This is a genomic window from Micromonospora sp. NPDC050417, from assembly GCF_044458865.1.
Lineage (GTDB): Bacteria > Actinomycetota > Actinomycetes > Mycobacteriales > Micromonosporaceae > Micromonospora_G.
In genome coordinates, this window is sequence record NZ_JBITIH010000006.1 from 218640 (window position 1) to 245392 (window position 26753).

A 26753-nucleotide genomic window follows, 5' to 3' on the forward strand; every position below is an offset into this window, starting at 1 on the left:
CGGTGACCACCTCGACCGCCCTGCTCCTGGCTGAACTGCTGGGCGTCGCCGTGTTCGCCGCGTCCGGTGCGTCGGCCGCGGTGGTGAAGCGGCTCGACATCTTCGGCGTGGTCTTCGTCGGGTTCGTCGCCGCCCTGGGAGGCGGGATCTTCCGGGACCTGGTGATCGACGAGGTGCCACCGTTGGCCTTCGCCGACTGGCGGTACGCGGTCACCGCCGCGGTCACCGCGGGCGCGGTCTTCTGGCTGCATCCCCAACTGGCCCGGTTGCGGACCGCGGTCCTGGTCCTCGACGCGGCCGGCCTGGGCCTGTTCACCGTCACCGGCACGCTCAAGGCGCTCGACGCGAACGTGCCCCCGGTGGGTGCGGTGCTGATCGGCATGCTCGGCGGCATCGGTGGCGGACTCGGTCGGGATCTGCTCACCGGTGAGATCCCGGTGATGCTGCGTCGGGAGATCTACGCGCTGGCCGCCCTGGCCGGGGCGATCGTGGTGGTGTCACTCGACTTCGCCGGTGTGACCGGACCGCTGCCGCTGGTCGGCGCCGTGGTACTCGTCTTCGGCCTGCGTCTGGTGGCACTGCGCCGGCGCTGGTCCGCCCCGGTCGCGGTCATCCCGGCGCAGGCTGGCAGGACCACACCCGCAGCCGGACCGGCGGCCCGCCGCCTCTGGGGTCGTACCGACCGGACCGGCGGTGGAACGGCCCGGGCAGGCGCCACCACCCCGGACGGTGACCCGACCCCGGGTGACGATGCCGCCCACAGCGGCAGCGTGGCTTCTGCGGACGATGCCGCCCCGGGCGGCGCGGCGTCCTCCGACGGGGTGGGCGGGCACACAAGAGTGTGACCGCTGGGGCGGTGGTGTCGCCTGGGCCGTCCCGCGCCGCCTGGTTATGCTGGGACGGCCTTCGCGCGCCACCTGCGACGCGGGGGCGTTTTCATGGTCCGCCGTTACCGCTACCACCGGCGCACCGCAGTCCGGCGGTCCGCGACCGGGTCGTTCCGGTAGCCGGAGGGGAGTTCTCGCGTGGGTGCCCGACTGCCGGCGATCGACACCTTCCCGCCGCTGCGGGACTGGCAGCGCAAGGCACTGGTGGGATACCTGCGCCGACCGTCCGAGGACTTCATGGCGGTCGCGACCCCCGGCGCCGGGAAGACCACCTTCGCCCTGCGGATCGCCGCCGAGCTGCTCTGCGACGGCACGGTCGAGGCCGTCACCGTGGTCGCCCCGACGGAGCACCTGAAGACGCAGTGGGCGCTGGCCGCGGCCCGGGTCGGCATCCAGCTCGACTCCGCGTTCCGCAACGCCGACCTGCATTCCTCCGCCGACTTCCACGGCGCCGTGGTGACGTACGCGCAGGTGGGCATGGCGCCGCAGGTGCACCGCCGGCGCACGATGACCCGCCGGACCCTGGTGATCCTGGACGAGGTGCACCACGCCGGCGACTCCCGTACCTGGGGGGACGGGGTCAAGGCGGCCTTCGAACCGGCCGTACGCCGACTGATGCTGACCGGTACGCCGTTCCGCTCCGACGACAACCCGATCCCCTTCGTCACGTACGAGCGTGGGGGTGACGGGCTGCCCCGCTCGCGGTCGGACTCGACCTACGGGTACGCCGACGCGCTCCGCGACGGGGTGGTCCGGCCGGTCATCTTCCTCGCCTACTCCGGCGAGACCCGGTGGCGTACGAGCGCCGGTGACGAGTTGGCCGCCCGACTCGGTGACCCGATGACCCCGGACCTGATCGCCCAGGCGTGGCGGACGGTCCTGGACCCGGCCGGTGACTGGATGCCGCAGGTGCTGCGGGCCGCCGACGCCCGGTTGCAGGTGCTGCGAGACGGCGGGATGACCGACGCCGGTGGTCTGGTGATCGCCACCGACCAGCAGGCGGCGCGGGCGTACGCCCGGTTGATCGAGCGGCACACCGGTGAGAAGGCCGTCGTGGTGCTCTCCGACGATGTGGGTTCGTCCGCCCGGATCGCCGCGTTCGCCGCCTCCGAGCAGCGCTGGATGGTCGCCGTCCGGATGGTCTCCGAGGGAGTGGACATCCCTCGGCTCGCGGTCGGCGTCTATGCCACCAGCGCCTCGACCCCGCTCTACTTCGCCCAGGCGATCGGTCGTTTCGTCCGGGCCCGTCGGCAGGGGGAGACCGCCTCGGTCTTCCTGCCGAGCGTTCCGCACCTGCTGGGACTCGCCAGCGAACTGGAGGCGGAGCGCGACCACGTACTCGGCGAGCCGAAGAAGCGGGAGGGCTTCGAGGACGACCTGCTGGAGCGGGCGCAGCGTGAGGAGAAGGCCAGCGGCGAGCTGGAGAAGCGGTTCGAGGTTCTTGAGGCGACCGCACACCTGGATCAGGTGATCTTCGACGGTGCCTCCTTCGGCACCACCGCCCAGGCCGGTACGCCCGAGGAAGAGGAGTATCTGGGTCTGCCCGGCCTGCTCACCGCCGACCAGGTGGCGGTGCTGCTGAACAAGCGCCAGGCGGAACAGTTGGCCGCCAAGCGGCGTCGGGCGTCCGAGGAGCCGGTGCCGGCACCCCGGGAACCGACCGCGCCCCGTAGTGCCGCCGAGCGCCGGGTCGCGCTGCGCCGTCAGCTCAACACACTCGTGGCGGCCCATCACCACCGGACGGGGCTACCGCACGGGAAGATCCACGCGGAGCTGCGCCGGCTCTGTGGTGGCCCGCCGAGTGCCCAGGCCACGATCGAACAGTTGGAAGAGCGGATCGCGACGGTCCAGACCCTCTGACCGACCCGTCCCGCCCGTACGTCCGGACTGTCCCGGTACGGGTCACAGCCATCCCCCGATGTCCCGCTGGTCGGAGCGGAGATAGTTAACCGGAGGCACCCGTCTGGGTACCTCCGGTCAGCTATCTAGGGTTTCGTATCAGTTCGCCATCAGATCGGCGCCACGCCACGTGAATTCCGGGTCAGCAGCGAACCGGACCGTGATCTTCACGAGATCCTCGGCGTACTTGTTCGCGTGATGCCCACAGAACACCAGTTCGCTCCCACCCGCGAGGGTGATCCGGAGCTTGCCGGCGGCGTTGCAGCGGTCGCACCGTTCATCGGCGGCTGGGGGAGCCACCGTCTCGGGCGGCGGCGTGAGGGTCGGGGTCATCGCCTTCCTCCTCGGGTCGTCACCGATGAACACTCTCTTCGGTCGTTGCTCACCTATCCTGCAACACCCTGGCGGGGTGTGGCCTTCCCAGTGTGCCCGCGGGGGACCGAGGTCACACGTGGTAGAGACAGTGTGCCGTGCACCAAGGGTGCCACGTCAACGATCACAACCGGGAAACCGGCCGATCGCTATCGGGTGTTGTACACCTGGTGATCAAAGCGACACAACTGGTTGACGTTTCGGGTCAGTCAAGATAGTCCCGGAGTACCTGGGAACGGGACGGATGGCGCAGTTTCGACATCGTCTTCGACTCGATCTGCCGGATCCGCTCGCGGGTCACCCCGTACACCTGGCCGATCTCGTCGAGGGTGCGGGGCTGCCCGTCGGTGAGCCCGAAGCGCAGCCGGACCACGCCCGCCTCCCGCTCGGAGAGCGTCTGGAGCACCTGCTGGAGCTGGTCCTGCAGGAGCGAGAAGGAGACCGCGTCGACCGCGACCACCGCCTCGGAGTCCTCGATGAAGTCGCCGAGCTGGCTGTCGCCCTCGTCGCCGATGGTCTGATCGAGCGAGATCGGCTCTCGGGCGTACTGCTGGATCTCCAACACCTTTTCAGGTGTGATGTCCATCTCCTTGGCCAGCTCCTCCGGGGTGGGTTCGCGACCCAGGTCCTGGAGCAGCTCGCGCTGGATCCGGCCGAGCTTGTTGATCACCTCGACCATGTGCACCGGGATGCGGATGGTGCGGGCCTGGTCGGCCATGGCGCGGGTGATGGCCTGGCGGATCCACCAGGTGGCGTAGGTGGAGAACTTGTAGCCCTTGGTGTAGTCGAACTTCTCGACTGCCCGGATGAGGCCGAGGTTGCCCTCCTGGATGAGGTCGAGGAAGGCCATGCCACGACCGGTGTACCGCTTCGCCAGCGACACCACGAGACGGAGGTTCGCCTCCAGCAGGTGGTTCTTCGCCCGCTCCCCGTCCCGCGAGATCCAGCCGAGATCGCGGGCCATGGTGATGACGAGCTTCTCCTCGCCCTCCTCGGCGGCCCGGATCCGCTCGGCGGCGTAGAGGCCGGCCTCGATCCGCTTGGCGAGCTCGACCTCCTGCTCCGCGTTGAGCAGCGGAACCTTGCCGATCTGCTTGAGGTAGGCCCGGACCGAGTCGGCGGAGGCGGTCAGCTCGGCGTCACGACGCGCCTGCTTCAGCGCCTCGGACTCCTCGTCGTCCCACTCGAAGTCGTTGTCGGTGGCGGAGTTGGCCGCATCCGACTCGGCCGCCTGGGTCAGCTCGGCCGGCTCCTCGACGACGACGTCCTCGATTTCGGCAGCGAGCTCCTCGGGATCGATCTCGCCGTCGACCCCCGGGTCCTCGCCGGGCTTGGTCTTGACCGCCGTCTTGGCGGCCTTCACGGCCCCGGTGGCGCCGGAACCCGCACCGGCCGCCTTGGTGGCCCGGGTGGTCCGGGTCGCGGCTCTGGTGGCCGTCTCAGCGGGTTTCCCCGCTTCGGCGGCGGCGCGGGGGGCGGCCGCCTTGCGGGCCGGAGTGGCCTCGTCGGCAGCGGGCGCCTGCTTCGGGGCCGGCGACGCCTTCTTGGCGGTCGCCTTGGCGGTGGTGGCCCTGGAGGCGGGAGTCGCTGACCGGGCGGCGGCAACCCGGCGGCGGGTGCTTGCGGAGCCGTCGACGACGACGGTGACGCCCGCGTCGGAGAGCGCCCGTAGGATCTTCTTGGCCTGGGCCGGGGTCACCTCGGCGGACTCGACCGTGCGCGCCAGCTCAGCCGACGTGAGCTGGCCGCCGGCGTTTTGCGCGTGGGCGATCAGGGTGTCGGTGAGGGAGCGTACGTCGGCGCCGGTGTGGCGGGGTTCTGTCACGAATGACCTTCCGGAGGCGATGAGCGAGCACGGCCGGGTCGGCCAGCGCAGCGCTAGGCGTCGTGCCGGACCGATGTGGTTGAGGGACCCCCGAGTCCCGGGCCGGCCGGTGTCGGCGGTCCGTGGCGCGTGGGCAGGCGTGAATTGTAACGCCGTCTGCGGGGATCATCCCCCGCCGCACGCCGAAACGGCGGCTGGAGGCCGCCGACTCGGAGCGCATGTGGACTTTGTAAGGATGATACTCGCGTGCGGCGCGGACGTCGCAGCCGTGCGAGAAGGGGACGTCATGGTCAGCAGTCAGCCCAGCGCCGACGAACTGCTGGAACTCGCCGTCGAGGTGGCCCGAAGGGCGGCCGACACCGCCCGGCGGATGCGCGCCGAGGGGGTATCGGCGGTGGCGACCAAGAGCACCGTCACGGACGTGGTGACCGCCGCCGACCGGGCCGTGGAAAGGCAGGTCATCGCCGCACTCCGCGAGGTACGACCGGATGACGCCGTGCTCGGCGAGGAGTACGGCGACGCGGCCGGCGGGGACACGCCCGGTCCGGGCTCCGTACGGTGGATCCTCGATCCGATCGACGGCACCGTGAACTACCTGTACGGCCTGCCCCAGTACGCCGTTTCGCTGGCCGCCGAGGTCGACGGAGAAGTCGTCGCCGGGGTCGTACGCAACGCCGCGACCGGCGACGAGTGGACCGCCACCCGGGGTGGCGGGGCATGGCGCGACGGACGCCGACTCACCGGGTCGACCGAAACCGATCTCGGTCAGGCGCTGGTCGCCACCGGATTCGGGTACGACTCCGCCCGTCGCTCCCACCAGGCCGGCGTGCTGGCCGGACTCATCGCGCACGTACGCGACATCCGCCGGTTCGGGGCGGCGGCGCTGGACCTGTGCATGGCGGCCGAGGGGCGGGTGGACGCCTACTACGAGAAGGGCCTCAACGCCTGGGACCATGCGGCCGGTGGTCTCGTCGCCACCGAGGCCGGGCTCCTGGTCGGCGGGCTGGACGGTGCCCCACCCGGGCTGGACCTGGTCATCGCCGCACCGCCGGCACTCTTCGGCCCGCTGCACGAACGGTTGGCCAAGCTCGACGCCGCCGGCGGGCCGTAGGCCCTGCCCACCCGCCGGACGTGCCGTCGCGTCACGAGCGGGACGCCGGCGGGGTGCGCAGGTTCCGGCCCGCCGTTGGCGGACCGAAAGCCGAAGGGTGGATCGATCCCGTCCCTTCAGGCGGCATCGATCCACCCTTCGGTGGAAATCCTCGTCGGCGTACCGGTGGGTGTCGGGAGAACCGGCCCACCGGCGCCGCGCGGTGCTAGTTGTCGCCCTCCTTGGCGGCGCAGGTGCCCTCCGGGAGCGTCGGCGCACCGGCGGCGCTCAGTGCCTGGTTGACCTCGGTGGTGGTGGCGAGCTGGGTGTAGCTGCCACCGATCACCACGTCGACCGTCTCGTCATCGCGGTTCGGGTCGTACTCGGGCGTGGCCTCGTTGAGGAAGTACGCCTTGAGCAGGTGCGCCGAGGCCACCCCCTTCGGGCCGAACCGCAGGACCGCGACCTCCTCGACCCGCTTCTTGTCGTTGCCCTGCTTGATCACCTGGAACTTGCGGTTCTTGAAGTCCGTGGCGACCCCGTTCGCCAGGCCGACGGTGTCTGTCGCGTTGAAGACGTTGATCTTGACGTCCTTGGGCTCGCGCAGCGCCACATTGGCCCGCTTGAACCCCGCCGGACAGGTGTCGCCGGAAGCGGAGCCGCGCTGGGTGTCGCGTAGCAGTGCCGCGGTGACGAACGCCAGGGCGAGGACCGCCAGCACCCCGACGACGACAAGCGCACGCACCCGGGCAAAACTCATCTGGTTGGCTCCCCGTACAGGTTCGGTTCGGCGGTGCCGGGCGGCTGGCCGGACCGGGCTGCCGTCGGCTACCGAGTATGCCGCTGAGGCTAGCTGTTGTCCGGCCCGGCGCGGAAACCGGCGAACATGCCGGCGTGCCGACGCCGTTCGGACTACCGCTACCCCTATCTTCGTGTCGCCTGAGTCACATTGGGAACAACTCTGGCCGCTCGGGCGTACAAGCATGCCGCGAGGGCGGTATACATGCCTCGCCCGATGGGGGGTAAGGTACCGCGCTCGCCGGGGGTGTTCCCCAGGCGACCGTGGCCCGGGCACGTAGCCGGGGTCGGGGGACCGGAAAAAGATGACCGGCCAGCGGGAACCGAAACAGTGTCTTCCGGCGTTACAACCGGAAGCGACTATATCGATATAGGAGAGTGAAACCGATGGCCACCGACTACGACGCCCCGCGTCGCGACGAGGTCGACCTCGGCGAGGACAGCCTGGAAGAGCTGAAGGCCCGGCGCGTCGACTCACAGTCGGGCGCCGTGGACGTCGACGAGGCCGAAGTTGCCGAGAGCTTCGAACTGCCCGGTGCCGACCTGGCCGACGAAGAGCTCACGGTGAAGGTGCTGCCGATGCAGTCGGACGAGTTCCGCTGCGCCCGCTGTTTCCTCGTACACCACCGCAGCCAGCTGGCGGTGGAGCGCAACGGTGAGCTGATCTGCCGCGAGTGCGCCTGAGTTCGCACCGACGCCGGGGGCGGCGTGGGTGAGGCGCGGCCGGCGGGCCGACGATCGATTCGAGATGCGCGGGTGGCACCGACCTGCTTGACTCGATCCGACTAACTCGACGTTGGACGGATCGGCACGGCTGGAGGTCAGCGCATGACCCGCTCCGAGCAGGCGCCGGAAACCCCTGCGGGGGTGCCGGCGCCGACTGGGGGGACCGGCCCGGTGGATCCACCACCGGATGCCGAGGCGGCAAGCGCCGAGGGAAACCTTGGCGCGACCATCGCCGCGTTGACCGAGGACGACATCGAGCCGGCGCGGCGGACCAGGTTACTGGGCCGGCTCGTCGGCCAGGTCCGCGCCCGTGGCCTGGGCGACCTGTTCCGGCCCAGGGCGGCGATCCGCTGGATGAGCGACGTGGTCGGCGAGGTGGTGCCGCACATCCCGATCCGGGACCGGGAGACGCTCCGGCGGCACTACGGCGGCCTCGACGGGGACGCGCTCGCCGAGCGGTTGATCCGCAACGCGGCTCGCGCCACCGCCGGGGTCGGGGCGGCCGGCGGTGGGGTGGCGGCGGTCGAGTGGGCGGTGACGCCGTCCCTGCTCTCCGCGCCGGTGCTGCTGGCCGCGGAGACGATCGCGGTGGTGACGATCGAGATCAAGCTGATCGGCGAACTGCACGAGGCGTACGGGGTTCCGGTGCCCGGCAGCACCACCCAACGCGCCGGGGCCATGATCCAGTCGTGGGCGAGTCGACGCGGGGTCAACCCCTTCCTGCCCGGAATGGGGGTCAGCGCCATACTCGGCGCGCCGGCCCGCAAACAGCTCCGCGACATGCTGCTGCGGCGGTTCGGCCGCAACCTGACCACGCTCGGTCCCATGCTGACCGGTGCGGCGGTGGCGGGCTACCTGAACCGGCGGGCGACCCTCGGGTTGGGCGACGCGATCCGTACCGACCTGCGCAAGCAGTTCCGGGCCATCACCGGACCGCCCCAACCGGGGCACGGTGCAGAACTGGAACGGCGAACGGACGACCCGGACCGGCTCTAACCGGCGCTCGCGGGCGCTGTCCTGTGGGCCACGTCGCGGGCGGCCAGGATCGCCTCGGCGAGCCGGACCGGGTGCCGGGAGCTGACCACCCAGTACGGGGTCGGATCGGCGGGGTCGTCGAGCACCACCTGTACGGCGCCACCCACCCAGGGACGCTGGACCACGAACGCGAGCGGGTCGGCGCCCACGCCGAGCACCTCCCGCCGGCCCTCCGCATCCAGGGCGATGGCGTCGGCCACGAAGCCGACCGGCAGCCGGGCGTCGTCGACGAGCAGTTCGCCGTCGCGTACCCGGACCATGATCCGGCCCAGCCACCAGAGCAGCAGCGCCGTCGCGGGCAGCAGCACGGCAAAGGGCAGCCAGGCGCGTACGCCGCCCGAGCCGAGCCAGACCTCCATCGCCAGCAGGGACGCCGCCACCGCCCCGGCCAGCCACCACCACCAGGGCAGGCGCAGCCGTTCGTGGTAGCCGTCGGCGCCGGACCCGACCGGGCCCGCGGCGGAACTGAGACGAGTTGGTGCCACAGTGTGAGGGTACGGCGCGGCGCGGTGGGATGACCCGGCAGGATAGAGGCGACCCGTCCAGGGACCACCGGATCGGAAGAGTGAGACCGTGACCCAAGCCGTGCCCGTACCCGTCCGTCAACTGGACCCGGACCTACCGCTGCCGGCGTACGCCCATCCCGGCGACGCGGGCGCCGATCTGCTCGCCGCGCACGACGTGGAGCTGGCGCCGGGGGAGCGGGCCCTGGTCCGTACGGGGATCGCGATCGCCCTGCCGGAGGGTTTCGTCGGCCTGGTCCACCCGCGTTCCGGCCTGGCGGCCAGGCTCGGTGTGACGGTGCTGAACGCGCCCGGTACGGTCGACGCCGGCTACCGCGGCGAGATCATGGTGAACCTGATCAACCATGACCGGGTGAATCCTGCGAAGATCTGTCGCGGCGACCGGATCGCGCAACTGGTGGTGCAGCGGGTGGAACGTGCCCGCTTCCATCCTGTCGACGAACTGCCGACCACCCAGCGGGGCGAGGGCGGGCACGGTTCGACGGGCGGGCACGCGGGCCTGGTCGCCCCACGCGACGCAAGCGAGCACCACAACGAAAGGTCGGCACGGTGATCTTTTCTCGAGGACGTGGTGGACGGCACGCCCGGGCGGAGCGGGCCGGTCGGTCCGAGCGCCCGGCGCCCGACCAGCCGGACGTCGACTCCTCGCCCGACGTCCCGACCCGCGACCAGGGCCCGTACGACGTCACGGAGGCCCCCGCCGGCGTGGAGCGCCTCGACCTGGGCAGCCTGCGGATTCCCGCGGTGGCCGACGTCGAGATCCGGGTCCAGGCGGACCCCGACGGTGCGGTCCAGCAAGTGGTCCTGCTGCACGGGGAGAACGCCCTGCAACTCGGCGTCTTCGCCGCGCCCCGGTCCGAGGGAATCTGGGACGAGGTGCGCCAGGAGATCCGGGAGTCCCTGTTCAAGGAGGGGACCGCGGCCGAGGAGACCGACGGCGAGTACGGCGTCGAACTGCGCGCCCGGGTGCGCACCCCGGACGGTCAGCTGACCGACCTGCGGTTCGTCGGCATCGACGGGCCGCGCTGGATGGTCCGTGGCGTCTACCAGGGGCGGGTGGCGAGCGACCCGGGTCTCGGCGGCCCGCTCGTCGAATGCCTGCACGGCCTGGTGGTCGACCGGGGTCAGGAGGCCAAGCCGGTGCGGGAGCCGCTGCCCCTGCGCCTGCCCCGGGAGATCGCCGAGCGGCAGGCGGCGGAGGCGGCGGCAGCCGGCACCCGGCCGGGTGGCGAGACCGTGATCTCGCCGGACGGCGACGGGCCGAACGGCTCCGGGGCGGTGTCCCGGATCAACGGCGCCTCCGACCCGGGACCGGGGCGGGGCAAGCCGTCGCCGCGTCCGCGCGGCTCGGCCTGACACCTCCGACCGGTCAGCGTCGCCCGCCACCCCGGGTCGGTTCCACCGGGTCCGCGACGCGACGGCTGATCGGCGTACGCTGGCGTAGTTGGTTCCTTTGCCGGGGCCGGTGAGCAGGCCGCGACGGGGTGACCCGGGCGGATCAAGGAGGAACAGAGGTCATGGCGACCGACGAGGGTCGGGGGTCGCTGCGCAACCTCCTGCAGCGGCTGACCGCGAGCGAGGCGGAGATCGAGGCGCAGGAACTGCGTCGGGAGAGCGCGCAGTGTGGCGGTACGCCGGCCGGGCTGTGCCGGCGGGGCGAGCAGGTGTCGATCTCCGGGCGGCTCCGTACGGTGGTCTACACGCCGAGGACCAACCTGCCGACACTGGAGGCGGACCTCTACGACGGCAGCGACGTGGTCACGTTGGTCTGGTTGGGTCGCCGGCACATCACCGGCATCGAGCCGGGTCGGCAATTGACCGTTCGTGGTCGCGTCGCGATCCGCGATGACCGTAAAGTCATCTACAACCCGCACTACGAGTTGGAACTGCCCCGTTGAAGTCCGAGGCCGGGCAGCCGCCCCGAACGGAAGACGCCTAGATGACGACTGGACCACAGCCGGCCGCCGGGGTCGACCCCGACCCGGCCGAGGAGGCGCCGCTGCCGAGCATCGCCGAGCAGGTGTCCGAGCAGCTCGGTGGCTGGCGGGGGATGGTCGAGTCGAGCATCCCGGTGCTGGTTTTCGTCCTGGTGAACGTACTCGCCGACCTGCGTCCGGCGTTGATCTCGTCGCTGGCGGTGGCGCTGGCCATCGCGGCGATCCGGCTGGTCCAGCGGCGGCCGATCCGGCACGCGGTCAACGGGCTCTTCGGCCTCGGTATCGGCGCCTTCATCGCCTACCGCAGTGGCGACTCGAAGGACTTCTACCTGCCCGGCATCCTCTACGGCATAGCGGTCGGGGTGGCGCTGCTGGTCTCGGCGGCGGTCCGTCAGCCACTGGTCGGCTGGGTCTGGTCGGTCTTCGCCGCCGGCGGCAAGTCCGAGTGGCGCCAGGACCCCCGGCTGGTGCGTACGTTCGTCTGGCTGACCGTGCTCTGGGGCGTGGTCTGGCTGGCCAAGGTCGGTGTGCAGGCCGCGCTCTACCTCGCCGACCAGGACACCGCGCTCGGCGTCGCCCGGCTGGCGCTGGGCTACCCGCCGTACCTGTTGCTCCTGGCGATCACGGTGTGGACGGTGCGTCGGGTGACCCGCGACGCGTCGCCGTCGGTGCCGACCACCGCGACCAGCGCGAGCTGACCGGCCGGGCCGGGGCTCAGGTCAGCTCTCCGCCCGGGTCCGCTCCACGCTGTCCGCGCCGAGGATGACCGCGCGGACCGCGTCCTCCACCTCGGCGGTGCAGACGAAGATCAGTTCGTCGCCCGCCTCGAGCGGGTCGTCCGGACTCGGCACCAGCACCCGCCGGCCGCGCAGGATGGCGACCAGGGCGGCGTCGCGGGGCAGCGGTACGGCGTGGATCGGGTGCCCGACGTAGGGCGCGGCGGCCGGCAGGGTGATCTCGACGAGGTTCGCCTCCCCCTGTCGGAAGGTCATCAGGCGGACCAGGTCGCCGACGGTCACCGCCTCCTCGACCAGCGCGGCCATCACCCGGGGCTTGCTCACCGCCACGTCGACTCCCCACTGGTCGGTGAAGAGCCACTCGTTCTCCGCGCGGTTCACCCGGGCGACCACCCGGGGCACCGCGAACTCGGTCTTCGCCAGCAGCGAGACGACGAGGTTGACCTTGTCGTCGCCGGTCGCCGCGACCACCACGTCGCAACTGGCCAGGTCGGCTTCCTCCAGGCTGGCCAGTTCGCACGCGTCGGCGAGCACCCAGTCGGCGGCCGGCACCCGCTCGGGGCGCAGCATCTTCGGCTGTCGCTCCACCAGCATGACCTGGTGGCCGTTGTCGATCAGTTCCTGTGCGATGGACCGGCCCACGTTGCCGGCTCCCGCGATGGCGACCCGCATGTCACTGTCCCCCTTCCGGCGCCTGGCTGGCCGCCGTCGTGACCCCGCCGGCCATGTCGTCGGTGACCAGCATGAAGAGCTGGTCACCCTCCTGTAGGACGCTGGACACGGTGGGCAGCGTGCCGATTCCGAACCGCATCACGTACGCGGCGCGGGCACCGGTCGCTTCCTCGATGGCGCGTACCGGCCGGCCGACCCAGTCCTTGTGTACCGGCACCTCGATGATCGAGACGGTGCTGGTCGGGTCACGGAAGATCTCCACGTTCCCCTCCGGCACCAGGTGGCGGATCATCCGGTCGGCGGTCCACCGGACGGTGGCCACGGTGGGGATGCCCAGCCGTTCGTAGACCTGGGCCCGCCTCTGGTCGTAGATCCGGGCCGCCACCCGGCTCACGCCGAACGTCTCCCGGGCCAACCGGGCCGAGATGATGTTGGAGTTGTCGCCGCTGGAGACGGCGGCGAAGGCGTCCGCCCGCTCGATGCCGGCCTGACGTAACACGTCGCCGTCGAATCCGACCCCGGTGACCGTGACCCCGCCGAAATCCGGGCCGAGCCGGCGGAAACTATCCGCGTTCTGGTCGATGACGGCCACCGAGTGACCGCGGGACTCCAGATCGTGGGCGAGCGTCGACCCGACCCGCCCACACCCCATGATCACGATGTGCACGGTGCATCCTCCTGGCGTGAGCCGTCTGTTCCACCCGGCGGCCGGGGGAACCTCCAGAGCGTGCCATGCCGGGGGCCGTTCACGCCGCCCGACCGTACCGGTAACGGCTGGGGAGAGGTTGATCGCCACCCGGTGTCGACCGGTATCGGCCGGTCGTACTCTTAGCGGTTGTGGCCAGTCCCACCTCTCTGATGAAGCGGCTGCTTCTCGGTCGACCGTTCCGGTCCGACCGGTTGCAGCACACCCTGCTACCCAAACGCATAGCGCTGCCCGTCTTCGCCTCCGACGCGCTCTCCAGCGTGGCGTACGCGCCGGACGAGATCCTGCTGACCCTGTCGATCGCGGGCGCCTCGGCGTTCGTCTTCTCGCCATGGGTGGCGCTCGCCGTGGTTGTGGTGATGCTCACGGTGGTGGCCAGTTACCGGCAGAACGTGCACGCCTACCCCTCCGGCGGCGGCGACTACGAGGTGGCCACGGTCAACCTGGGGCCGCGCTTCGGGTTGGGCGTGGCGAGCGCACTGCTGGTCGACTACGTGCTGACCGTCGCGGTCTCGGTCTCCTCCGGGGTGGCGAACCTCGGCTCGGTGGTGCCCTTCGTGGCCGAGCACAAGGTCGGCGTCGCGGTGGCGGCGGTGGTGATCCTGACCGCGATCAACCTGCGAGGGCTGAGGGAGTCGGGGACGGCGTTCGCCATCCCGACCTACGGCTTCATGATCGTCATCATCGGCATGGTCCTCACCGGTCTGTTCCGGATCTTCGTGCTCGGCGACGACCTCCGCGCGCCCAGCGCCGACCTGCACATCCAGGCCGAACACAGCGTCACCGGGTTCGCCCTGGTCTTCCTCCTGCTACGTACCTTCTCCTCTGGAGCGGCGGCGCTGACCGGCGTCGAGGCGATCTCCAACGGCGTACCGGCGTTCAAGCCCCCGAAGAGCAAGAACGCGGCGTCGACGCTGCTCCTGCTCGGGGTCGTCGCGATCACCATGCTGGTCGGCATCATCTGGCTGGCCCGCCTCACCCACCTGCAGTTCGTCGAGGACCCGGTCCGACAGATCATCGCCGGCCCGGACGGGTACGTGCAGAAGACCGTAACCACCCAACTCGGCGAGACCGTCTTCGGCAGCGGGTCGTTCCTGCTCTACGTGGTCGCCGGGGTGACCGCGCTGATCCTCTTCCTGGCCGCGAACACCGCCTTCAACGGGTTCCCGGTGCTCGGCTCGATCCTGGCCCAGGACCGCTACCTGCCCCGCCAACTGCACACCCGGGGCGACCGCCTGGCCTTCTCCAACGGCATCGTCTTTCTCTCCATCGCCGCGATCGTGTTGATCGTCGGCTTCCAGGCTGAGATCACCCGACTGATCCAGCTCTACATCGTCGGCGTCTTCGTCTCCTTCACCCTCTCCCAGGCCGGCATGATCCGACACTGGAACCGGCTGTTGCGGGTGGAGCGGGACCCGGAGCGCCGCAGCAAGATGATCCGCTCACGGGCGATCAACGGCTTCGGCATGGGACTCACCGGCGTCGTACTGGTGATCGTGCTGATCACGAAGTTCCTGCTCGGCGCCTGGATCGCGATCGCCGCGATGGCCGTGATCTACGCGCTCATGCTCGGCATCCGCAAGCACTACGACACCGTCTCGGCCGAGCTGACCCCGGCCGACGGGCGGCCGATGCTGCCCGCGCGTAACCACGCCATCGTGCTGGTCAGCAAGGTGCACCAGCCGACCCTGCGGGCGATCGCGTACGCCCAGGCGACCCGGCCGGACACGCTGACCGCGGTGACGGTGAACGTCGACGAGAAGGACACCCGGGCGATCCAGGCCGAGTGGGAACGTCGCGGGGTACCGGTGCCGCTGACCGTGATCGACTCGCCGTACCGGGAGATCACCCGGCCGATCCTCGACTTCGTCGCCTCGGTGCGCCGCGACGCGCCGCGCGACGTGGTCACCGTCTTCATCCCGGAGTACGTCGTCGGCCGATGGTGGGAGAACCTGTTGCACAACCAGAGCGCGTTGCGGCTCAAGGGACGGCTGCTCTACGAGCCGGGCGTGATGGTGACCAGCGTGCCCTGGCAACTCGCCTCGTCGGCGAACAAGGACCTCGACCGGTACGACGCCACGCTCAGCCGCGGCCCGGCCCGTGGCCCGCGCGGGGCCAACACAGGTGGCCTGCTCACCTCGCCCCGGCCACCGGAGGCCGTCCCGACCCCACCCCGGCCGGCGCAGGCCGGTCCCACCCCGAACGACCCCGAACCAAAGGCGGAACAGCGATGAGCCGGGCAGAAACGAGCCGGACGAGCCCGGAGCAGTCCCGCCCCATCCCGGGGTCCGGGGCGGACGCCGATGCGGCGCGGGCGCAGGAGCGGACCGGCCCGGGCGAGGCGGAGCGGGTCGAGTTGACCGTGGACGCGGTCGCGCCCGGCGGACACTGCGTGGCCCGGCTCGACGGGCAGATCGTCTTCGTCCGGCACGCCCTCCCCGGAGAACGGGTGATCGCCGAGATCACCGAGGTGAACCGGGGATTTCTCCGGGCCGACGCGGTCTCCGTGCTCGCGGCGGCACCGCAGCGGGTCAGCCCGCCGTGCCCGTACGCCGGGCCGAATCGCTGCGGGGGCTGCGACCTGCAGCATGTCGCGCCCGAGGCTCAGCTTGAGTGGAAGGCCGAGGTCGTACGCGAGCAGTTGCGCCGCCTCGGCCACCTCAGCCAGGTCGAGGTCGACGCGCTGGGCCTGCGGGTCGCGCCGCTGCCCGGCGGGTCACTGGGCTGGCGTTCCCGGGTCCGGTACGCGGTCGACGCGGCGGGCCGGGCCGGTCTGCTCAAGCACCGCTCCCACGAGGTGGTGCCGGTGGAGCGCTGCCTGATCGCCCACCCCGCGATCCAGACCCTGCCGGTGCTCTCCGGCGACGGGCAGCGGTGGTCGGCGGCGGAAGCGGTGGAGACGGTCGCCTCGACCGGTGGCGACGTGGCCGTGCAGACCGTCGTGAACGGCACGTCCTTCGCCGAGCAGGGCCCCTCGACCGTTCGTGAGCTGGCCGCCGGCCGACAGTGGCAACTGCCGGTGGACGCGTTCTGGCAGGTCCACCCGGCCGCCGCGGACACCCTGGTCGGCGCGGTGTTGGAACTGCTCGCGCCTACCGCCGGGGAACGCGCCTGGGATCTGTACGGCGGGGCAGGGCTCTTCGCCGCCGCGCTCGCCGAGCGGGTCGGACCCACCGGGCGGGTGACCATGGTCGAGGCTTCGCCGTCCGGGATCGCGGCGGCTCGGGAGAACCTGACCGACCTGGCACAGGTCGAGGTCGTCTCGGCGAAGGTGGAGACCGCGCTGGCCCGCCGCCGGATCACCGGTCCGGTCGACCTGGTGGTCCTGGATCCGCCGCGTACCGGCGCCGGTGCCGACGTGGTTCGGGCACTGACCGGCACCGGGGCACGCGCGGTCGCGTACGTGGCCTGCGACCCGGCGGCGTTCGCCCGGGACGTTCGGATCTTCGCCGAGGCCGGTTGGCGCCTGGTCGAGCTGCGCGGGTACGACCTCTTCCCGATGACCCAGCACGTGGAGTGCGTCGGGCTGTTCACGCCGGCGTAGTCACCGTAGGTGGTGGCCTCAGCGGGAGAGCAGACCGTGCACCAGTGCCGTCGGGGTGGTGCTCGCCCGGCGGGCGGCCCGGCGCTCGGACCGGGACTGGGCCCGGTCCCGCAGCCGGATCCAGGCGATGATCAGTAGGAGCAACGGCAGGAGCGGCAGGCTGATCAGGGCGATCACCAGCAGCGCGAGTAGTTGACCGGTGGCGTACCGGCCGGAGTGCCGGTTGCGCGGGACGTCCTGACCCGGCCAGTGCGGGGGACGGGGACGAGGCGACATCTGCTGCACCTCTGGAAGAGGAGGGTGTTACCGCCATGTTAACGTCGCTTCCGCCCAGGGTGCCCGCATCGTTACTGCTCGGAGTTATTGACGATCTGTCAGAACCGGTTACCTGATCGGCGTACCGGCCGACCCGGACGGTAGCCGGAGCGGCGTCGGTCGAATTACGGGCACGATCTCGGCCCGGGCTGCGGGCGCCGCCGAGGCCGATAGACTCTGCGGTCATGAGAGTTGAAGAGGGTGCGGCCAACCCGGGCCGGCTGCTGGCAGGCGTCCGCGGCCCCCAGGACGTCAAGCGGATGTCGGCCGAGGAACTCGACCTGCTCGCCGCCGAGATCCGCGACTTCCTGGTCACGAAGGTCTCCCGTACCGGCGGACACCTCGGACCGAACCTCGGCGTGGTCGAGTTGACCCTCGCCATGCACCGGGTCTTCGACTCGCCCCGGGACCGCTTCCTGTTCGACACCGGACACCAGGCGTACGTGCACAAGATGCTGACCGGGCGGCAGAGCGGATTCGACACGCTCCGCCAGCGCGGCGGGCTCTCCGGCTACCCGAGCCAGGCCGAGAGCGAGCACGACCTGATCGAGAACTCGCACGCCTCGACCGCGCTCTCCTACGCCGACGGCCTGGCCAAGGCGTACGCCCTGCGCGGCGAGCGGCGCGACGTGGTCGCCGTGGTCGGCGACGGCGCGCTCACCGGCGGCATGTGCTGGGAGGCGCTGAACAACATCGCCGCCGCGCGCAACCCGCTGGTCATCGTCGTCAACGACAACGGCCGGTCGTACGCGCCGACCATCGGCGGCCTCGCCGACCACCTCTCCACCCTGCGTCTCAATCCCGGTTACGAGCGGGTGCTCGACGTGGTCAAGGACGCGCTCGGCTCGACGCCGTTGGTCGGCCGCCCGATGTACGAGGTGCTGCACGCGGTCAAGAAGGGCATCAAGGATGCCGTCGCGCCGCAGGCGATGTTCGAGGACCTCGGCATCAAGTACGTCGGCCCGGTGGACGGACACGACGTCGCCGCGGTCGAGTCGGCCCTGCGCCGCGCCAAGGGCTTCGGTGGCCCGGTGATCGTGCACGCGGTGACCCGCAAGGGTTACGGCTACCGGCCGGCCGAAGAGGACGAGGCGGACTGCTTCCACGGCCCCAGCGCCTTCGACGTCGCCACCGGCAAGCAACTCGCCGCGCCGTCGGTGAAGTGGACCCACGTCTTCTCCGACGAACTGGTGGCGATCGCCGACGAGCGACCCGACGTCGTCGGCATCACCGCCGCCATGGCCGAGCCGACCGGCATCGCCGCGCTGGCGCGCAAGTACCCCGAGCGGGTCTACGACGTCGGCATCGCCGAGCAGCACGCGGCCACCTCGGCGGCCGGCCTCGCGCTCGGTGGCCTGCACCCGGTCGTCGCGGTCTACGCCACCTTCCTCAACCGCGCCTTCGACCAGGTCCTGCTCGACGTGGCGATGCACAAGCTGCCGGTCACCTTCGTGCTGGACCGCGCCGGCATCACCGGCCCGGACGGGCCGAGCCACTACGGCATCTGGGACATGTCCGTCTTCGGGGTGGTGCCCGGACTCCGGATCGCCGCGCCCCGGGACGCCGCCACGCTCCGCGCCGAACTGCGCGAGGCGGTCGCGGTCGACGACGGCCCGACCATCCTGCGCTTCCCGACCGGTTCGGTCGCCAAGGACCTGCCGGCCGTCCGTCGGGTGGGGCAGGTCGACGTGCTCGCCGAGTCCAGCCGTACCGACGTGCTGCTGGTCGCTGTCGGCGCGTTCGGCCAACTCGGGGTCGAGGTGGCGGCCCGGGTGGCCGAGCAGGGTTACGGCGTTACCGTGGTCGACCCGAGGTGGATCCGTCCCATCCCCGAGGAGCTGGTCACCCTCGCCAGTTCGCACCGGCTGGTGGTGACCGTCGAGGACGGCGTACGCGCCGGCGGGGTCGGCGACGCGCTGGCCAAGGCGATGCGCGACGCGGACCTGATGGTGCCGCTGCGGGACCTCGGCGTGCCGCCGGTCTGGCAGCCCCACGGCACCCGGGCACAGATCCTCGCCGACCTCGGACTGACCGCCCAGGACGTGGCCCGCGACGTCACCGGCTGGGTCTCCCGCCTCGACGCCCCGATCGAACCGGTACGGATCTCGGCGCCCGCCGGGGAGCGGCCCGCCACCGGGGACCGGGCCAAGGGCCGCAACGGCCGGGCCTGACCCGCGACACCTCCACCGCCAGCGTCGCCTGGCCCGGTCACCGGGTCGCGGCGGCGCTGGCGGTGCCGTTTTTCCGGACCCGGTCGCCGCTGCGGTCCGACCTCGTCACCCGCTGGGCGGCGTGGTCACCCCCGCTGGGCGGCCCCGGTCATCCGCTGGCCGGGGCTGCGGCGAGCGGAACTACTGGCCGCCCATCTGCCGCTGGTACGACTTGTCGGCGGTGGTCAGCGTGAACGTCTGCCGGACGGCCGGTTCCTCGACCACCGCCAGGCCCGGCCGGTTCACCAGGGCCTTCGCGCCGGGCGGCAGGGTCAGGTTGGTCTCCGAATTGGCCCGCCAGACCAGCACCACCAGGTTCCGGCCAGGTGTCGGCAGCTCGTACGCCTGGAGCGGGTTCACCCGGTCCGCCTCGGACGCCACCGCCGTGCCCTCGGCCGGGCGCAACACGACCGCGTTCCACACGCCCGCGTCGGTGTGCCAGGAGAGTTGCTCAAGCCGGCCGGCCTTCTCCGTACCCAGATCGACCTGGCCCAGCGGTCGGGCGGCCACCCGGTCCGCCGGCCAGGAGGTCGGCACCGACCCGAGATGCTCCCGGTCGTGGATGCGGCGCGGAACGCTGCCGAACGGGCCCGTGGCGGCGGCGAGCACGCAGGTGTCCAACCCGTCCAGGGCGCTTGCCCCGGAGCCGGAGTCGTCCACCACCAGCGGATACCGGGGGCCGGCGACGCCGGTGCCGAGGTCGATCAGCCGATCGTTCGCCTTTCCCTGGGGCAGTGACTCCGTGGTGCGCAGCCGGGCCGTGATCGGCACCGCCCCGCATCTCGGTACGTTCACCGGCTCGGTCACCCCGTCGGTCACGGTCAGCGGTTTGCCGTCCGGCCCGAGTAACCGTTCGACCCGGGCGGAGGTCAGGTAGCGCCGACCCTGCGGCACGTTGAAGGGCAGCACGTCGGAGTAGATCAGGTAGCCCGGGTCGGAGTAGTCGACCGCGCTGGTGACCTCGAATTCGGCACCCCGACCGGAGAGCTGAAGCAGCCAGGACGCCGAGTCGCCGGGTACGTCCGCGGCGACCAGGGCGACCGGGCCGCTGTCGAGCTGTCCGAGCCAGAGGATGCCGGACGAGGAGAGGTGCACCCGGTCGTCCACCGGCGAACGCCAGTCGGCCACCGCCCGGGTGACCGCGGCCGTCGCCTGTGGATCGGCGGCGAGTGCGCCCCGGGCGGGCCAGACCTCCAGCGAACCGTCCCGTGAGTCGGCGCCGACCCGCAACGGCGCCGCAGGTTCCGTCGTGCTCGGACCACACCCGGAGACAAACAACGCCAGCGCCAGTGCCGCACCCAGCACACCGCCACGACGGACCGAAACCACCTGTAAGCCCCCGATCCCGTCGGCGTGCTGCGGAAGCCACATCTTACGAGATCTCGGACGGGGCCCGGGCCACACCTCGCAAAGCCGTACCAGCTTTCGCCGGACACTACGCGTTACCGCTTATATCGTGGCGCAATCCCGTATGTGCCGTCCGATACGTCCCTGACGCTCCGGTAGACTCCGCCGACTGTGACGCTTGCCGAGCCCCGTCTCGAAACGACACCGGATCCGGATACATCCGGGCCCGGCGGGCACGCTGCCATTGATCCGGCGGCAAGAAAGGGCCCGGTTTCCGTCGATGCGGAGGCTGCGGCCGGTTCGACGCCCACGCCCCCGGCCGCCGGCTCGGATCGGGGGACCGCCGACCAGGGGACACGGTTGCGCCGCTGGCCCACCCGGCGACGTGACCTGCTGGTCTTCGGCGCCTTTCTGCTCGCCGCCTTCTGGGTGACGAGCCAGATCTGGCTCGACCCAGCCGGACGGGTGGCGTCGCTCTACAGCAGCGACCCGGCCCAGGTGCAGTACTTTCTCGCCCACTCGGTACGCGTGGTGTTGCACGGCGAATACCCGTTCTTCACGGACCGGTTGAACTATCCTGACGGAGTCAACCTGATGGCGAACACCGCCATCCTGGGACTGGGCATCCCCATGATCCCGGTGACACTGCTGTTCGGCCCGGCGGTGTCCTTCGTGGTCCTGGTGACGCTCGGACTCGCCGGTACCGCGTCGGCCTGGTATTTCGTGCTCTCCCGTCACGTGGTCCGGACCCCGATCGCGGCGATTGTCGGCGGCTGGTTCTGCGGGTTCTCACCGGCGTTGCTGTCACACGCCAACTGGCACCCGAACATCATTTCCCAGTTTCTGCTCCCGTTCATCGTCTGGCGGGTCATCCTGCTGACCCGCTCCACCCGGGTGGTCCGCGACGGTGTGGTGCTCGCCCTGCTGGTCAGCTACCAGGCGTTCATCAACGAGGAGATCCTGCTCTTCACCGCTCTGGCCTGCGGTGTCTTCCTGCTCGCCGTACTGGCCCAGCAACCGGGGCGGTGGCGTGCGGCGTGGCGCCCGCTCGCCGGCGGTCTGGCCGTCTGCGCTGTCATCGCCGTCGCCCTGCTCGCCTACCCGCTCTACGTCCAGTTCGCCGGTCGGCAGGCGTACCACGGCCTCAGCGACGCGGTTCGCGACTACGGCAACGACCTGGCCGCGTTCATCAGTCCCGGGTCGCCGACGCTCGGCGGCAACGAGCGGGCCAACGCCAACCTGGCCCCCAACTACTCCGAGGAGAACGCCTTCTTCGGCTGGGGCCTGGCCCTGCTCACCGTCGCTATCGTGGTCTGGCTGCGGCGCGAGGTGATCGTACGGGCGCTCGCCTTCACCGGTCTCTTCTTCGCCATCCTGTCCCTGGGTGAGCGGGTCTCCTACTGGAACCGGGAACTGTTCTGGGGACCGTGGGAGTGGCTGGTCAAGCTGCCGCTGCTGGACGCGGTGGTGCCGACCCGGTTCGGTCTGATCACCACGGTCGTGATCGGCGTGCTGCTCGCCATGGCTGTCGACCGGGCCTGGTTGATGGAGAGCGTCGACCGTCGGACCCGTCGGACCGTCGTGATCACCGCACTGGCCATCGTGCTGATCCCGCTCGTGCCCCTGCCGCTCAAAGTCGGGTCCCGGCCCCCGGTGCCCGACTTCATCACGTCCGGGCACTGGCGGCCGTACGTCGGCCCGAACCAGTCCCTGGTGCCGGTGCCGGTGCCGGCGATGGGACACACCAATGGGATGCGCTGGGCCGCCTCGACCGACCTCGATTTCAAGATTCCCGGGGGTTACTTCCTCGCCCCGCGCAACGGCAACACCGGAGACCCGGGTCGATTCGGCGGCCGTCCGAGTGGCATCAGCGAACTGCTGGACCAGGTCTCGACCACCGGCCGGGTGCTCACCCTCACCGATCGCGAGCGCCGTCGTTCCATGGACGAGCTGCGCCACTGGAAAACCGCGATCCTGGTGCTCCCGGTGGACGAGCGCAACGCCGAGCCACTGCGCCGGACCGTGGAACAGGTCGTCGGCCCAGGACGGCGGGTCGACGACGTCTGGCTCTGGGACATCCGCAGCCTGACCGGCCCGAGTAGCTGATGCGGCGGGTCCACGCCGGTCGACCCGGCGAGCGAACACCGGTCCCGGTCGGATGAACACGACCCCGGGAGCGGAATCCGATCGGACCACGGCCACCACCGTGGTCACGGACACCCCTCCCGGTGCGTCGACTGGCAAGGCCGCGACAACGGCACGGGTACGGCTGCGGCGTACCCTCGACCGCCTGGTCGCCGGAGCCCGCCGCCGGCGGTGGCCGACGGACCTGGCGGTGATCGCCAGCTATCTGCTGGCGGCCGGGTACGTCACCAGCCGACTCTGGCTGCACCCGGACCACACGACCCGCGCGGGCAACGACCAGATGCTGTTCGAGTGGATGCTGGCCCGTGCCGCCCACGCGGTGACCCAGTTGGAGAACCCGCTCTACAGCACCGCCCTCAACGCCCCCGACGGCGTGAACCTGATGGCGAACACGTCGGTGCTCGGCCTGGGCCTGCCGCTGGCCCCGGTGACCCTGCTCTTCGGCTCGCACACCACGTTTTTGGTGGCCATCGTCGGCTCGCTCGCCGGCACCGCGACCGCCTGGTACCTGCTCTTCTCCCGCCGCCTGGTCGACTCCCGGGTCGCCGCCGCGGTCGGCGGGCTGATCTGCGGCTTCGCCCCGGGCATGGTCTCCCAGGCAACCGGCCACCTGCACATGATCTCGCAGTTCCTGGTGCCGGCGATCCTTGCCGTGGTGTTCGCCCCGGCGACCGACCGGGTGCTCCGGCGTGGGCTGCTGCTCGGGCTGCTCGTCACCTACCAGGTCTTCCTGGGCGAGGAGGTGCTGGCCTTCCTGGTGCTGGCCTGCGGCCTGTTCACCGTCTGCTACGCGGCGGCGAGCCCGGCGACCGTACGTCGGCTCGGGGGAGCCTTCCTCGGCCGGCTCGGGATCGGCGCGCTGGTCGCGGCGGCACTGCTGGCGTACCCGCTCTGGTTCCAGTTCTTCGGCCCCGGCCACTACCGGGGCCTGCCGTTCGAACCCGGGGCGTACGCGCTGGACCTCGGCTCGTTCACCGCGTCCGCCCGCCAGTCGCTGACCGGCCACGACTCGGTGCCCGGGGTGCTGTCGCCGAACCCGACCGAGGAGAACTCCTTCTTCGGATTGCCGCTGCTCGTCCTCGGTGCGGTCGTGGTGGTCTGGCAGTGGCGGCGTCCGCTGGTCAAGGCACTGGCCGTCGGTGTGGTCGCGTTCGCCGCCCTGTCGTTGGGCAACGACATCCGGCTGGACGGCAGGCTGACCGGGCTGCCGGGTCCGTACCGGCTCGTCGCCGACCTGCCGCTGATCGACCTGGCGGTGCCGGCCCGGTTCCCGCTGGTCTGCCTCCCCATGCTGGCCACCCTGCTCGCTCTCGCCACCGACCAGGTGTTCCGGCGCGGACCGGTGCCGCTGCCGGCCCCGATCCGGAGGGCGGGGGAGAGCCCTGTCCTGCCGGTCCGGTTGCTCTGGGGCGGGGCACTGGTCGCCGTGCTGTTGCCGGTGGCGCCGCTGCCGATCCGGACCGTGCCGACCTGGCCGGTGCCGGAGTTCGTCGCCACCGGCGAGTGGCGCGCCTACGTCCCGCCGGGGCGCACCCTCGTGCCGGTGCCGCCGACCCGGGGCGGCGAGGCGATCGCCGGCATGTACTGGTCGGCCCGGACCGGACTGGCCTTCACCGCCCCCGGTGGTTACTTCATCGGCCCGATCAGTTCCGCCGACCGGCAGGCCCGCTGGGGGACCCCGGACCGTCCGACATCGGTGCTGCTCGACGCGGTGGCACGTACCGGCCAGGTGCCGGTGATCGGCGACGAGCAGCGGCGCCAGGCGGTAGAGGACCTGCGGCACTGGCGCGCCGCGATCGTCGTACAGGGCGGGCTGCACCGGGGTAACCCGGTCAAGGAGACGGTCGACCTGCTGCTCGGTCCCGGCCGCATGATCTCCGGAGCCTGGGTCTGGGACGTCCGCTCCCAAGTGGGGTAAGGAAGGGGCCCTTGTTAACGCTATGCGTTAACAAGGGCCCCTTCCTTACCCCTCAGCCGACGAGGGAGCGGACGTCCCAGAGCCACACGTCGTCGACCCGCTGCGCCGGTCCGATCAGTGCGGTCATCAGGGCGCGCAGTTCCCCCTCGTGCGGGTGGTCGCCGAGCACCACCACCGAGGCGCGCCAGAACCGCAGGTCCTCGACCGCCTGGGCGCGTACCTCCGGGGTGATGTCCGGAACCTTGCCGGTGTCGATCGTGACGTACATCAGCATCGCGGTCGGACGGGTCACGGCCCCGAAGACCCCCAGGCCCTCCGCGCTCGGACCGATGAAGTAGCCGCCGGGGACCGGGAACTCGTGTCCGGTCAGCGCACTCCAGCGCAGCGTCGACAGGCCGTGCACGTTGCTGGGCACCGGCACCGGGACCAGGGTGCGACCCGCGGGCACGTAGGGGCGCCACTCGTCGCTGGTGATGAATCGCGGCGGCGGGTCGACGTGCATCGCCGGCAGTGGCTTCGGCACCAGCGGCAGCAGCGCGAGCGCGATCGCCGCGTACGCCAGGACCTTGACCCTGCGCCCGGTGGGCCCGGTGCCGGCCGGGGTGGAGGCGACGGTGTCCCAGGCGAGCGCGAGCAGCACTCCGATCACGGCGGCGACGACCAGGCTGAGCCGGGTCGGCATCATCATCTCGACCAGCGGCAGGTCGTCCGGGATGAAGCTCCACGGGCCGCGGACCTCGGTCAGTGTGCCGTCCAGCCGGACGAAGGGTCCGATCGAGGCGATGCCGAAGACGAGGGCCAGTACGGCGGCCGTACGGGCGGCCAGCGAGATCCGCCAGAGCAGCACGATCACCAGCAGGGCGAGTCCGACCAGCGGCCAGCCGAACCAGGTGTTCTGCTCGGTCAGGCCGATTGTCTTCTCCACCGCGTCGGAACCGGCGATGGTGTCCCGGGAGTAGGTGACGAACGCCGCCAGATCTTCACCCCAGCTGTGGAACACGCCGCCCTGTAGTCCCCGGTAGGACTGCGGGCCGTTGAACTGGTACCAGATCGGGTAGCCGGCGAGCAGCAGGGCCAGCGCCCCTCCGACACCGATCGAGAGCAGGAACGGCACCGCCTGGGCCCGTACCGCCGACCAGCGCTGGACCGCGTACGCGGCCACGATCACCAGGCAGGCGAGCGCGGTCAGGAGCAGCATCTCCTCGTTGATGAAGATCTGGTACGTGACCAGCAGGCCCAGCACGATCCCGTTACGCAGCCACCGTCCCGGCTCGCCGAGGCGCAGCACCCGGACCACGATCACCGGGAGCAGGAAGTTGCTGACGAAGTTGGGCTGGCCGTTCGCGTGGTGCACGATTCCCGGCGCGAAGCCGAGGAACGCCCCGCCGACGAAGGCCGCACCGCGCGAGTGGACAAGGTGCCGGGAGAGCATCCAGTACGAGGTGGCCGCGGTCGCCGCGAGCGCCCCGCCAAGGTAGATCGCGTACGTGACCTGTGGTCCGAGCAGCAGGGTGAGCGGGGCCAGCGGAAGACTGATGCCGAGCACGGAGGTGTTCGCCATCATGTTCACGCCGTCCGGGGCGTTCTGCCGGGCGGAGAAGAGCGGGTTCTCCCAGTGCCGGACCGAGTAGGCGCCGTGCGACAGCAGCCACTCGAACCAGCTGTGGTCGGTGGGCAGGTGTGACGAGACCCGGTGCTGGATGTCGACCCAGTAGTTGGCGCAGACCACGATGCCGAGCAGAACGTACGCCGCGATGGCCAGCAGGTCGGCGCGGGCCGGTTTCCGGTACCGTCGGCGTGCTCGGTCCTGGTCGGTTTCCACCGACGACGAGGGTGCGGGCTCCGGGCCGGAACCGGCTTCTGCGTCCGAATTGTTATTTACTACCGGGATTGCCACGACGCGACATCGTACAGGCGAGCGCTGGGGTGAGCCTGGCCAGCCGGCCGGAATCGGCCCGCGGTCGCCGCCCCGATCGTCGCCGAGGCAGCGGACCAGGCGTCGCGGCGCCGCCGATCGGGCCGACCGCGACGGTGGCTCCCGGTCGGCGTGGGCGGCGGGTGTCTGG

At 71.1% G+C, this 26753-nt stretch carries 22 protein-coding genes and 1 pseudogene; 14 read left to right on the top strand and 9 right to left on the bottom strand.

All coding sequences use genetic code 11. From position 1 onward, the window contains the following. Window positions 1–2: 2 nt before the first annotated feature. Together ACIBF5_RS10935 and ACIBF5_RS10940 are read left to right on the top strand one after the other, a co-directional pair. Window positions 3–641, top strand: a pseudogene (locus ACIBF5_RS10935) (trimeric intracellular cation channel family protein); the annotation flags it as partial. Between the two features lie 384 nt (window positions 642–1025). Further along, window positions 1026–2747 (top strand): DEAD/DEAH box helicase, encoded by a 1722-nt coding sequence (locus ACIBF5_RS10940; protein ID WP_396810325.1) that lies wholly within the window; start codon window positions 1026–1028, stop codon window positions 2745–2747. Window positions 2748–2885: 138 nt separating this feature from the next. On the opposite strand, the gene ACIBF5_RS10945 is transcribed toward ACIBF5_RS10940, so the two are convergent. Together ACIBF5_RS10945 and ACIBF5_RS10950 are read right to left on the bottom strand one after the other, a co-directional pair. Then, on the bottom strand, window positions 2886–3119 hold the full coding sequence (locus tag ACIBF5_RS10945) for a hypothetical protein (protein WP_121162601.1): 234 nt from the start codon (window positions 3117–3119) through the stop codon (window positions 2886–2888). Between the two features lie 244 nt (window positions 3120–3363). Continuing rightward, window positions 3364–4983, bottom strand: a complete 1620-nt coding sequence (locus tag ACIBF5_RS10950; RefSeq protein WP_396810327.1) for an RNA polymerase sigma factor — start codon at window positions 4981–4983, stop codon at window positions 3364–3366. 286 nt (window positions 4984–5269) lie between these two features. On the opposite strand from ACIBF5_RS10950, the gene ACIBF5_RS10955 reads away from it, so the two are divergent. After that, window positions 5270–6094, top strand: a complete 825-nt coding sequence (locus ACIBF5_RS10955; RefSeq protein WP_396810329.1) for an inositol monophosphatase family protein — start codon at window positions 5270–5272, stop codon at window positions 6092–6094. Window positions 6095–6299: 205 nt separating this feature from the next. On the opposite strand, the gene ACIBF5_RS10960 is transcribed toward ACIBF5_RS10955, so the two are convergent. Further along, window positions 6300–6818 carry a LytR C-terminal domain-containing protein gene (locus tag ACIBF5_RS10960; protein WP_396810439.1) on the bottom strand — a complete coding sequence of 173 codons (519 nt, stop codon included), beginning with the start codon at window positions 6816–6818 and terminating at the stop codon, window positions 6300–6302. A gap of 440 nt (window positions 6819–7258) precedes the next feature. On the opposite strand from ACIBF5_RS10960, the gene ACIBF5_RS10965 reads away from it, so the two are divergent. Next, window positions 7259–7555 carry a DUF4193 domain-containing protein gene (locus ACIBF5_RS10965; RefSeq protein ID WP_121159124.1) on the top strand — a complete coding sequence of 99 codons (297 nt, stop codon included), beginning with the start codon at window positions 7259–7261 and terminating at the stop codon, window positions 7553–7555. 144 nt (window positions 7556–7699) lie between these two features. After that, entirely contained in the window at window positions 7700–8593 is an 894-nt protein-coding gene (locus ACIBF5_RS10970) for a hypothetical protein (protein WP_396810331.1), read from the top strand. On the opposite strand, the gene ACIBF5_RS10975 is transcribed toward ACIBF5_RS10970, so the two are convergent. Then, window positions 8590–9117 (bottom strand): DUF3093 domain-containing protein, encoded by a 528-nt coding sequence (locus tag ACIBF5_RS10975; RefSeq protein ID WP_396810333.1) that lies wholly within the window; start codon window positions 9115–9117, stop codon window positions 8590–8592. The genes ACIBF5_RS10970 and ACIBF5_RS10975 overlap by 4 nt on opposite strands. Before the next feature lie 88 nt (window positions 9118–9205). Here ACIBF5_RS10975 and dut point away from each other — a divergent pair, with 88 nt between their 5' ends. The 4 genes from dut to ACIBF5_RS10995 all read left to right on the top strand — a co-directional run bounded on the left by dut (window position 9206) and on the right by ACIBF5_RS10995 (window position 11791). Further along, entirely contained in the window at window positions 9206–9709 is a 504-nt protein-coding gene (gene dut, locus ACIBF5_RS10980) for a dUTP diphosphatase (protein ID WP_396810335.1), read from the top strand. Then, window positions 9706–10512 (top strand): DUF3710 domain-containing protein, encoded by an 807-nt coding sequence (locus tag ACIBF5_RS10985; RefSeq protein WP_396810336.1) that lies wholly within the window; start codon window positions 9706–9708, stop codon window positions 10510–10512. The genes dut and ACIBF5_RS10985 overlap by 4 nt, the downstream gene beginning before the upstream one ends. A gap of 161 nt (window positions 10513–10673) precedes the next feature. Next, window positions 10674–11054 carry an OB-fold nucleic acid binding domain-containing protein gene (locus ACIBF5_RS10990; RefSeq protein ID WP_396810338.1) on the top strand — a complete coding sequence of 127 codons (381 nt, stop codon included), beginning with the start codon at window positions 10674–10676 and terminating at the stop codon, window positions 11052–11054. A 41-nt stretch (window positions 11055–11095) separates the two neighbouring features. Then, a complete protein-coding gene (locus tag ACIBF5_RS10995; protein ID WP_396810340.1) occupies window positions 11096–11791 on the top strand; it encodes a DUF3159 domain-containing protein in 696 nt (231 codons plus the stop codon). 21 nt (window positions 11792–11812) lie between these two features. On the opposite strand, the gene ACIBF5_RS11000 is transcribed toward ACIBF5_RS10995, so the two are convergent. Both ACIBF5_RS11000 and ACIBF5_RS11005 read right to left on the bottom strand, forming a co-directional pair. Then, window positions 11813–12502 carry a TrkA family potassium uptake protein gene (locus ACIBF5_RS11000; protein ID WP_121159131.1) on the bottom strand — a complete coding sequence of 230 codons (690 nt, stop codon included), beginning with the start codon at window positions 12500–12502 and terminating at the stop codon, window positions 11813–11815. Window position 12503: 1 nt separating this feature from the next. Next, window positions 12504–13169, bottom strand: coding sequence for a potassium channel family protein (locus ACIBF5_RS11005; RefSeq protein WP_396810342.1), 666 nt, complete (start codon window positions 13167–13169; stop codon window positions 12504–12506). Between the two features lie 170 nt (window positions 13170–13339). On the opposite strand from ACIBF5_RS11005, the gene ACIBF5_RS11010 reads away from it, so the two are divergent. Together ACIBF5_RS11010 and ACIBF5_RS11015 are read left to right on the top strand one after the other, a co-directional pair. After that, a complete protein-coding gene (locus tag ACIBF5_RS11010) occupies window positions 13340–15442 on the top strand; it encodes an APC family permease (protein WP_396810344.1) in 2103 nt (700 codons plus the stop codon). Further along, window positions 15439–16752 carry a class I SAM-dependent RNA methyltransferase gene (locus tag ACIBF5_RS11015; protein ID WP_396810346.1) on the top strand — a complete coding sequence of 438 codons (1314 nt, stop codon included), beginning with the start codon at window positions 15439–15441 and terminating at the stop codon, window positions 16750–16752. The genes ACIBF5_RS11010 and ACIBF5_RS11015 overlap by 4 nt, the downstream gene beginning before the upstream one ends. A gap of 18 nt (window positions 16753–16770) precedes the next feature. On the opposite strand, the gene ACIBF5_RS11020 is transcribed toward ACIBF5_RS11015, so the two are convergent. Further along, window positions 16771–17028, bottom strand: coding sequence for a hypothetical protein (locus ACIBF5_RS11020; RefSeq protein WP_396810349.1), 258 nt, complete (start codon window positions 17026–17028; stop codon window positions 16771–16773). A gap of 224 nt (window positions 17029–17252) precedes the next feature. Between ACIBF5_RS11020 and dxs the strand changes: the two genes are divergently transcribed. Continuing rightward, on the top strand, window positions 17253–19238 hold the full coding sequence (dxs, locus tag ACIBF5_RS11025) for a 1-deoxy-D-xylulose-5-phosphate synthase (RefSeq protein WP_396810351.1): 1986 nt from the start codon (window positions 17253–17255) through the stop codon (window positions 19236–19238). A gap of 180 nt (window positions 19239–19418) precedes the next feature. Here the strand turns inward: dxs and ACIBF5_RS11030 are convergent, their stop codons facing one another. After that, a complete protein-coding gene (locus ACIBF5_RS11030; RefSeq protein ID WP_396810353.1) occupies window positions 19419–20606 on the bottom strand; it encodes a hypothetical protein in 1188 nt (395 codons plus the stop codon). A gap of 261 nt (window positions 20607–20867) precedes the next feature. Between ACIBF5_RS11030 and ACIBF5_RS11035 the strand changes: the two genes are divergently transcribed. Together ACIBF5_RS11035 and ACIBF5_RS11040 are read left to right on the top strand one after the other, a co-directional pair. Then, on the top strand, window positions 20868–22730 hold the full coding sequence (locus tag ACIBF5_RS11035) for a hypothetical protein (protein WP_396810441.1): 1863 nt from the start codon (window positions 20868–20870) through the stop codon (window positions 22728–22730). Window positions 22731–22782: 52 nt separating this feature from the next. Next, a complete protein-coding gene (locus ACIBF5_RS11040; RefSeq protein WP_396810355.1) occupies window positions 22783–24687 on the top strand; it encodes a hypothetical protein in 1905 nt (634 codons plus the stop codon). Window positions 24688–24739: 52 nt separating this feature from the next. Here the strand turns inward: ACIBF5_RS11040 and ACIBF5_RS11045 are convergent, their stop codons facing one another. Continuing rightward, entirely contained in the window at window positions 24740–26509 is a 1770-nt protein-coding gene (locus tag ACIBF5_RS11045; protein WP_396810356.1) for a hypothetical protein, read from the bottom strand. Window positions 26510–26753: the final 244 nt, after the last annotated feature.